The organism is Arthrobacter sp. UYEF36, from assembly GCF_040547025.1.
In the GTDB taxonomy this organism is placed as follows: Bacteria; Actinomycetota; Actinomycetes; order Actinomycetales; family Micrococcaceae; genus Arthrobacter.
This window is the reverse complement of sequence record NZ_JBEPOX010000004.1, coordinates 263120-270723: the sequence shown is the minus strand read 5'-3', so window position 1 is coordinate 270723 and position 7604 is coordinate 263120. Positions and strand designations below refer to the sequence as shown.

Genomic DNA, 7604 nt, shown 5'->3' with positions numbered 1-7604 from the left:
AGGGACAACGTCCAGCAGGCCTGATCCCGCTGGCACCCGGCCGGCCGTCCAGCGCTCACGCGCCGGGCGGCCGGCCTGACGCACTTAAAACCCCCGAAGGAAGAACCCGCCATGTCCCAGAACCCCGCCGATGCCGAAACGCAGGAGAGCAGCACCGCCAAGTCCCGCACCGCGCCCGCCCCGGATGACGGACGCAAACCCGACAGCCCCACGGACGTCAGCAAACCCTCCTGGCGGTACATCGCCAAGAAGACCTTCCGCGAATTCACCAAGGACCAGTGCCCGGACCTCGCCGCGGCCCTGACCTATTACTCCGTGCTGTCCATTTTCCCGGCGCTGCTGGCCCTGGTGTCCCTGCTGGGGATCTTCGGCCAGCCCGAGAAAACCACCGGGGCGCTGCTGGACATCGTCCAGGGCTTCGCCCCGGGAGACACGGTCGACGCGATCCGCGAACCGGTCCAGCAGCTCAGCAGCTCCTCCGCGGCCGGGCTGACCCTGGTCATCGGTATCCTCACCGCGCTGTGGTCCGCCTCCGGCTACGTCGGGGCCTTCGGCCGGGCCATGAACCGGATCTACGAAATCGACGAGGGCCGGCCCTTCATCAAACTCCGTGGCACCATGCTCGCCGTGACCATCACCACCGTCCTGATCGTGGTGCTGCTCGCCGCGATGCTGGTCCTCAGCGGCCCGGTCGCCGAGTCCGTCGGGAGCGCCCTGGGCCTGGGCGGGGCGGTCCTGACCGTCTGGAACATCGCCAAATGGCCCCTCATCATCCTGCTCGTCGTGGCCGCGATCGCCATCCTCTACTACGCCACCCCGAACGTGAAGCAGCCCAAGTTCCGCTGGATGAGCCTCGGATCCCTGATCGCGCTGGTCATCTTCCTGCTCGCGTCCCTGGCCTTCGGGTTCTACGTCGCGAACTTCAGCAGCTACAACGAAACCTACGGCACCATCGGCGGCGTCATAGTATCCCTGCTCTGGCTCTGGATCCTGAACATGTCACTGCTCTTCGGCGCCGAATTCGACGCCGAAATGGAACGCGGCCGCCAACTCCAGGCCGGCATCGAAGCCGAGGAAACCATCCAACTGCCACCCCGCGACACCAAACAAAGCGACAAACTCCAGGCAAAAGAAGAAGAAGACATCAAACACGGCCGCCAACTCCGCGAACAGCACAGCGCCGCCAACACGGAGACCGCCACGGACACCCGGTCCGACCGGGACCAGCCCCGCAACCCGCGGGACCAAAGCCCCTAGCCCTTTCCGGGGCCTTGCGTTCTACTGGGGGCAAAGTGCCGCCCGGAGGCGGACATGGCTGACCGGGAGGACGCATGACGGCACCCGCCGCAGGGGACGAACGCACCACCGTGGCAGTGGGCTACGACGGGTCCGAAGCAGCGCAGGCAGCCGTCCGGTGGGCCGCGGAGTACGCGGCCGCCGGCGGGTACCGGCTCCGCGTGGTGCATGCCTGGGTCTGGCCCATCTTCACCAAGAAGCTCGGACCGGTCAAGGGCGTCGAAGGCAGCGGGCTGCGGTACGCCGCCGAGGTGGTCCTGGCGGAAGGTGTTGACCTGGCCCGCGCGGATGTCGCCGCCGCGCATGGCCGGCCCGCGCGGGGCCGGGCCGCAACAGCCGCCGCGGAATCCGGCCCCGTCGCAACAGCCGCCTCGGAATCCGAATCCGGCGTCGAGGGTGTCATGGAAACCGGTCTCCCGGCTGCGGTACTGCGCGACGCTGCCCGTAATGCCCGCCTGCTGGTGGTCAGCAGCCGCGGACTGGGCGGCGTGCTGGGGCACGTGGCCGGATCAGTCTGTCTCGACCTGGCCGGTTCCTCCCCCTGCCCTTTGGTGGTTATCCGCCGCCTGCGCAGCCCCGGCCAGGCCGCTGGCCCGGTTGTTGTTGGAATCGACGGGACCTCCCGGAGTTCGGCGGCGCTGGCCGCGGCCGTCCGGCTGGCCGGGATGCTTGGCACCGCCCTGCAGATCGTCCACATCGACCAGACCCGCGGCGGCACCCGGGAAGGCCACGGACGGCATGGCCCGCTGCGCGGCCAGGAACTCCTGGACCACACCCTCGAGGAGGCCCGCAACCTGGCCCCGGAGCTGTCGATCTCAGGGGTCCTGCGGGAGGGCCACGCGGCGTCCAAGGAACTGCTGGCCGCCGCGGCTGAGGCCGAAGTACTGGTCATTGGAACCCACAATCGTGAGGGCGGCCCGGGCAATACTGTCACGGCCATCCTGAACAAGGCGCGCGGCAACGTCCTGATAACGCGCTGACCCCGCTCCACCGGACCACCGCCTTCAGAGGGGAGCTGGAGGTTCTAGCAGAGGAGGACGCCCGTGCGAGCCTGGCGGGTAGGACAGCCCGGGCCGATGAGAAGCGGCCCCCTGGTGCCGGACGAGTGTCCCGATCCCCGGCCGGGTCCCGGGGAGGTGCTGTTGCGGGTCCGGGTGTGCGGAGTCTGCCGCACCGACCTGCACCTGGCCGAGGGCGACCTCGCGCCGCGGCGCCCCGGCGTCATCCCGGGACACGAAGTTGTCGGCGAAGTCATCACGTGCGGGGCCCGCGCCACGCGGTTCTCCCCCGGCGACCGGGTGGGGGTTGCCTGGCTCGGAAAAACCTGCGGCAGTTGCCGCTTCTGCCTGCGCGGCCAGGAGAACCTTTGCCTCTCCCCCGTGTTTACCGGCTGGGACCGCGACGGCGGCTACGCCGAACTCATCACGGTGGCCGAGAACTTTGCCTACCGGCTCCCGGCAAGCTTCACGGACGACGAGGCCGCACCCCTGCTGTGCGCGGGAATCATTGGTTACCGCGCCCTGTGCCGTGCCGACCTGCCCATCGGCGGACGGCTGGGAATCTACGGCTTCGGCGGGTCCGCGCACCTGACGGCACAGATTGCGCTCTTCCAGGGCGCGCGCGTGTATGTGATGACCCGGTCCGAGGAAGCGCGCGAACTCGCCCACGAGCTGGGGGCGACCTTTGTCGGCGGCGCCGAAGAGCAACCGCCGGATCCGCTGGACTCCGCTATCCTCTTCGCCCCAGCCGGCAGCCTGGTTCCCGTGGCCCTGCGTGCCCTGGACCGGGGCGGCACGCTCGCCGTCGCCGGCATCCACCTAAGTGACATTCCGCCGCTGCACTACGCCACGGAGCTGTTCCAGGAACGCCAGCTGCGCAGTGTCACCGCCAATACCCGGGCCGACGGCGAGGAGTTCTTCCGCGTCGCCGCGGAAATTCCGTTGCGCCCCACCACGGTGTCCTATCCGTTCTCGGCCGCGGACCAGGCCCTGCTGGATCTGTCGGAGGACCGGGTCACCGGAGCAGCCGTGCTCCGGATGGACGCTCCGTAGCCGGCCCGGCGCACCAACCGGCTCAGCTGTCCTTGCGCAGGAACACCTGTTCCTGGCCCGCTCTGAGCAGCACCCGCTGGACTCCTACGCGCACCAGCACCGGGGCGGCGTCACCGGGGGCCGCCGACACCGTCAGCCGGTCGCGTTCCAGCTGGATGGCGAGCATCTGGTCCCGGTAGCGGACCTGGAAGTCTACCCGGCTCAGTTCGGCGGGCAGTCGGGGCGCGAAGTCGAGGGCGTCGCGCGTGATCCGCAGACCGGCGAAGCTGCGCTGGACGACGTCGATCGTCCCGGCCATCGCACCCAGATGGATGCCGAAGCTGGTGGTTCCGCCCTGGGTGTCATCCAGGTCCGCGTCCAGGGCCTCCCGGAACACCGCCCACGCCCGGTCGGGGTCCCGCTGCGCCAGTACGGACGCGTGGGTCACCCGGCTGAGCGTGGATCCGTGCGCCGTCCTGGCCAGGTAGAAGTCCACCGTGGCGGCCATCTGAGCGGGAGTGACGGCGTAGCCCATCCGGGCCAGGAATTCGATGAGCTGGTCCTCGCCCAGGACGTACAGCAGCATCAGGACGTCGGCCTGCTTGGCCAGCCGGTAGTGGTTGGTGCTGTCCCCTTCCGCCTCCAGGATCAGGTCCAGCCGCTCGATGAGTCCGTAGCTGCGGCGGTAATGCTTCCAGTCGAGTTCCCGCAGCGCGTCGTAGCCGTCGAACTGGCTGATGACGCCGTCGTCGTGGAAGGGAACGAACATGCGGCGGCTGAGGTGCTCCCAGGCCTCGATCTCGGCGGCGGTGACCAGCAGCCGGGCACGCAGTTCCTCCATGTCGAAGCCCTGGACGGAATGCATGATCCAGACGGCCTGGTCGAACACCCAGGCTGCCATGATGTTGGTGTACGCGTTGTCGTTCAGTCCGCCGCCGGGGTCGCCCGGATATCCGGTGTGGTATTCGTCCGGTCCCATCACGCCCCGGAGGTGGAAGCGGTCATCGGCCGGGTCGAACTCGGCCATCGACGCGAACAACCGGGCGACGTCGACGATGATTTCCGCGCCGTGCTCGGTCAGCCAGCCGCGGTCCTGGGTGGCCTCGAAGTACTGCCAGGCGTTGTACGCGACAGCGAGGCCAACATGCCGTTGGAGCCGGGAATGATCCTGAATCCAGTGCCCGGACCGCCGGTTGAACAGCAGCTTCGGCGTCTGTTCCGTGCCGTCGCTGCCGCTTTGCCACGGGAACATCGCCCCCTTCAGCCCCGCTGCCCGGGCCGCGTCCCGCGCTGCGCCGAGCCGCCGCCACCGGTAATCGACCAGCTCCCGCGCGAGCGAGGGCAGCCTGGAGTTCAGCAGCGGGAGAACAAAGAGTTCATCCCAGAAGACGTGGCCCCGGTAGCCCTCGCCGTGCAGTCCGCGGGCCGGTACGCCCGCGTCCAGTTCGGCGGTATGGGTGGTGAGCGTCTGCAGCAGATGGAAGACGTGGAGGTTGAGGATGAGCTGCGCCTGCGAGCTGTCATCCATTTCGATGACGAAGGGGTCAAGCAGGATCGCCCACGCGGCCTCGTGCTCGGCCTGCAGCGCCGCGAAACCGCCCGGGGCGCGGGCCAGAACGGCCCGGGCTGCCGTCAGTGGGGAGGCGATGGCGTGATCGCGGGAGGACGCCACGGCTACGGTTTTGAGTACCGTCAGCGGTTCCCCCGCAGCCACGGAAAGCTCAAAGCGGTGGGTGTGCAGACCGCCCAGCTGTTCGGGAATTCCGTGCCCGGCCGGTCCGTCGGTTCCGGACACTTCCGTCCGGAGGGCGAGGGCGATCCCGATCCCGCTGGTGACGGTCCGGGCTTGCACGGTGAGGCCGGCGGTGCCCGGGCCGGCCCCGGAGCTTTCAACCTTGACGGACCCAAGGTGCCGGTTGGACAGGGCCGCGTCCTCGGGGACATTGGAGTTGGTGACGTCCGTGTCGCAGCCGCTGCGGATGCTGACGCCGCCGCTCCAGCCGACAGCTGTGATGACGGTCTCCAGGGCGGCGAGGTTCGGCGTGGCCATGGACACGAGGCGGCGCTGCAGCAGCCGGAGCTGCCGCCCGGCGTCGTCCTCCAGGACCGCCTCCCGGGTCAGCACCGCCCGCTTCAGGTCCAGGGTGCGCCGCTCGCTGCGGAGCGTGAGCCCGCCCGCGGACCACCAGGCGCCGTCGTCGATCCGGAGATCCAGTGGCAGCCAGTCGGGGATGTTGACGATGTGCTCGTCGTCGGATTCCTCGCCCTGGACCACACTGTGCAGGCTGTTGTAGACCCCGGCGAGATAACTGCCGGGGTAGTGCACTGCCCCGGCCCGGTGCTCCGGCGCGGCTCCCCGGGTGGCCAGGTAACCGTTGCCCAGTGTGGTGAGGGCTTCCCGGTGGCCCTCGTGCGCCGGGTCGAAGCCCTCGTAGACCAGCAGCCACGGGTGCTTGATGACGAGGCCGATGTCCAGTTGGCTGACATCCTCGACGACGACGTCGGCGCCCGCCGCTTCCAGCGGATCCCGGCGCCCGGCCCGGTCGATGCCGACCACCAGGCCGAAACCGCCGCGCCGGCCGGCCTCCACCCCGGCGACTGATTCCTCGATGACCATCGCCCGGGCGGGCGGGATCTCCAGCCGGCGCGCCGCTTCCAGCGGCAGCGCGGGGGCCGGCTTTCCCGCGACGTCGCGCTCCAGGGCAGTCTGCCCGTCGATGATGTAATCGAAGACGTCCGCGAGCCCTGCGGCGGCCAGCAGCGCGCCGGCGTTCCTCGCGGAGGTGGCGAGCACCACGGGGATCCGGCCGGCCTTCAGTCTGCCGAGCAGGTCCGCGGTGCCGGGGAAAGCCCGGACCGGGTTGGTGCTGAGCAGTTTGTCGAACAGTTCATTCTGGCGTGCTGCGAGGCCGAAGGCGCTCCACACCCCGGAACCATCCGAGGGTGCGCCGTCCGGAATGGCCCCGCCGCGGGAGCGCAGAAAGGTGGCTACCGCGTCCTCCCAGGTCCGGCCCGCCACCAGGTCCAGGTAGTCATCGGTGCTGAACGGGTCCCGGCGGGTCCCAGCCGGAAGCCGCGGGTCCTGGAGGACCTCGTCAAAGAGTTGCTTCCAGGCCGCCGCGCGGAGCTCCGAAGTGTCCGTGACCACCCCGTCGAGGTCAAAGATCACGGCATCGACGGGCGCCAGTGCGGCGGCGAGGGTGGGCGACTCCGTCATGCCACAGTCGTATCAGCCATCCGGCCTCCGCGACAGGGGCGTTGTGCTGCAGTGCCGTACCGCTCCCCGGCTGCCGTGCCGGTGTCAGCCCAGCAGCGCATCGAGGGTGGTAAAGCCGTAGCCGGCCTGGCGGATCCGCTCAATCATCCCGGGCAGGGCGTCGGCGTCGAGGGTGGTCCCGTCGTCGGGGTTGGAGCCGATGTGCATCAGCACGATCTCCCCGGGCTGGAGCCGGGCCAACACCCGGTCCGCCACGATCTGCGCCGTGATCCCTCCGCTGCTGCCTTTCCAGCCGAGCGTGTCCACGGTCCAGCGGACCGGCAGGTAACCGTAGGCGTTGACCGTGGCGATGGTGCGGGTGTCGCGTTCGCCGAACGGGAAGCGGAACAACGGCCGCGGATTCCCTCCGCCGGCACGGATGGCCTGCTCGGCTCCGGCCAACTGGTCCCCGATCGCGGCATCGGGGAGCCCGGTGAAGCCCGGATGGGTCATCGAATGGTTGCCCAGCCGGTGGCCGCCCGCCACGATGGCCGCGACTCCTGCCGGGTTGGCGGCGGCCCAGTTGCCGGTGAGGAAGAACGTGCCGCGTACTCCGGTGGCGGCCAGGGTCTGCAGGATGCTGGGCAGCCCGGTGGAGTTGGCTCCGGCGTCGAACGTCAGAGCCACCACCGCGCCGGCCCCCGGAATCACCTCGAGGTCGCGGCCGACGAGCGCAGCGGGGAACGTGGTTTGCGGGGCGGGCGCCGGCGGTTCAGGGGCAGGCGGGGCGGGTGCCGGCGGGACGGGCGCAGGCGGCGCCGGCACCGGCACCGGAGGCCGGGGCGCCGGCCCGGCCGGAGCCGTGCCGCTAGGGACTGGAGTATCCGACGGCGTCGCACCCGGCGGCGGGCTGTCCGACGGGCTGGCCGTAGCCGGGAGCGACGGTGAAGGCGGCGCCGTCGGGGCCGCTGAGGGCTGCGACGCCGAAAAGACGACCGCGAGCACGACCGCGGCGGCCAGCAGAAGCACCGCAGCCGCGGCTGCCACCCAGCGGCGCCGGTCGGACAAGATCGACCACATGC

Annotated in this window: 5 protein-coding genes; 3 read left to right on the top strand and 2 right to left on the bottom strand. The window is 70.1% G+C overall.

The genetic code is table 11. From position 1 onward, the window contains the following. Positions 1–111 precede the first annotated feature (111 nt). The 3 genes from ABIB29_RS09065 (at position 112) to ABIB29_RS09055 (ending at position 3347) form a co-directional block, all read left to right on the top strand. Positions 112–1257, top strand: coding sequence for a YihY/virulence factor BrkB family protein (locus tag ABIB29_RS09065; RefSeq protein ID WP_354172017.1), 1146 nt, complete (start codon positions 112–114; stop codon positions 1255–1257). A 74-nt stretch (positions 1258–1331) separates the two neighbouring features. Beyond that, a complete protein-coding gene (locus ABIB29_RS09060; protein ID WP_354172015.1) occupies positions 1332–2276 on the top strand; it encodes a universal stress protein in 945 nt (314 codons plus the stop codon). Between the two features lie 63 nt (positions 2277–2339). After that, on the top strand, positions 2340–3347 hold the full coding sequence (locus ABIB29_RS09055; RefSeq protein ID WP_354172013.1) for a zinc-dependent alcohol dehydrogenase family protein: 1008 nt from the start codon (positions 2340–2342) through the stop codon (positions 3345–3347). Between the two features lie 22 nt (positions 3348–3369). On the opposite strand, the gene ABIB29_RS09050 is transcribed toward ABIB29_RS09055, so the two are convergent. Beyond that, the gene (locus ABIB29_RS09050) at positions 3370–6543 is read right to left on the bottom strand and encodes an HAD family hydrolase (protein WP_354172012.1); all 3174 of its coding nucleotides are present in this window, start codon (positions 6541–6543) and stop codon (positions 3370–3372) included. Between the two features lie 84 nt (positions 6544–6627). Beyond that, a complete protein-coding gene (locus tag ABIB29_RS09045) occupies positions 6628–7602 on the bottom strand; it encodes a polysaccharide deacetylase family protein (RefSeq protein ID WP_354172010.1) in 975 nt (324 codons plus the stop codon). Positions 7603–7604 lie beyond the last annotated feature (2 nt).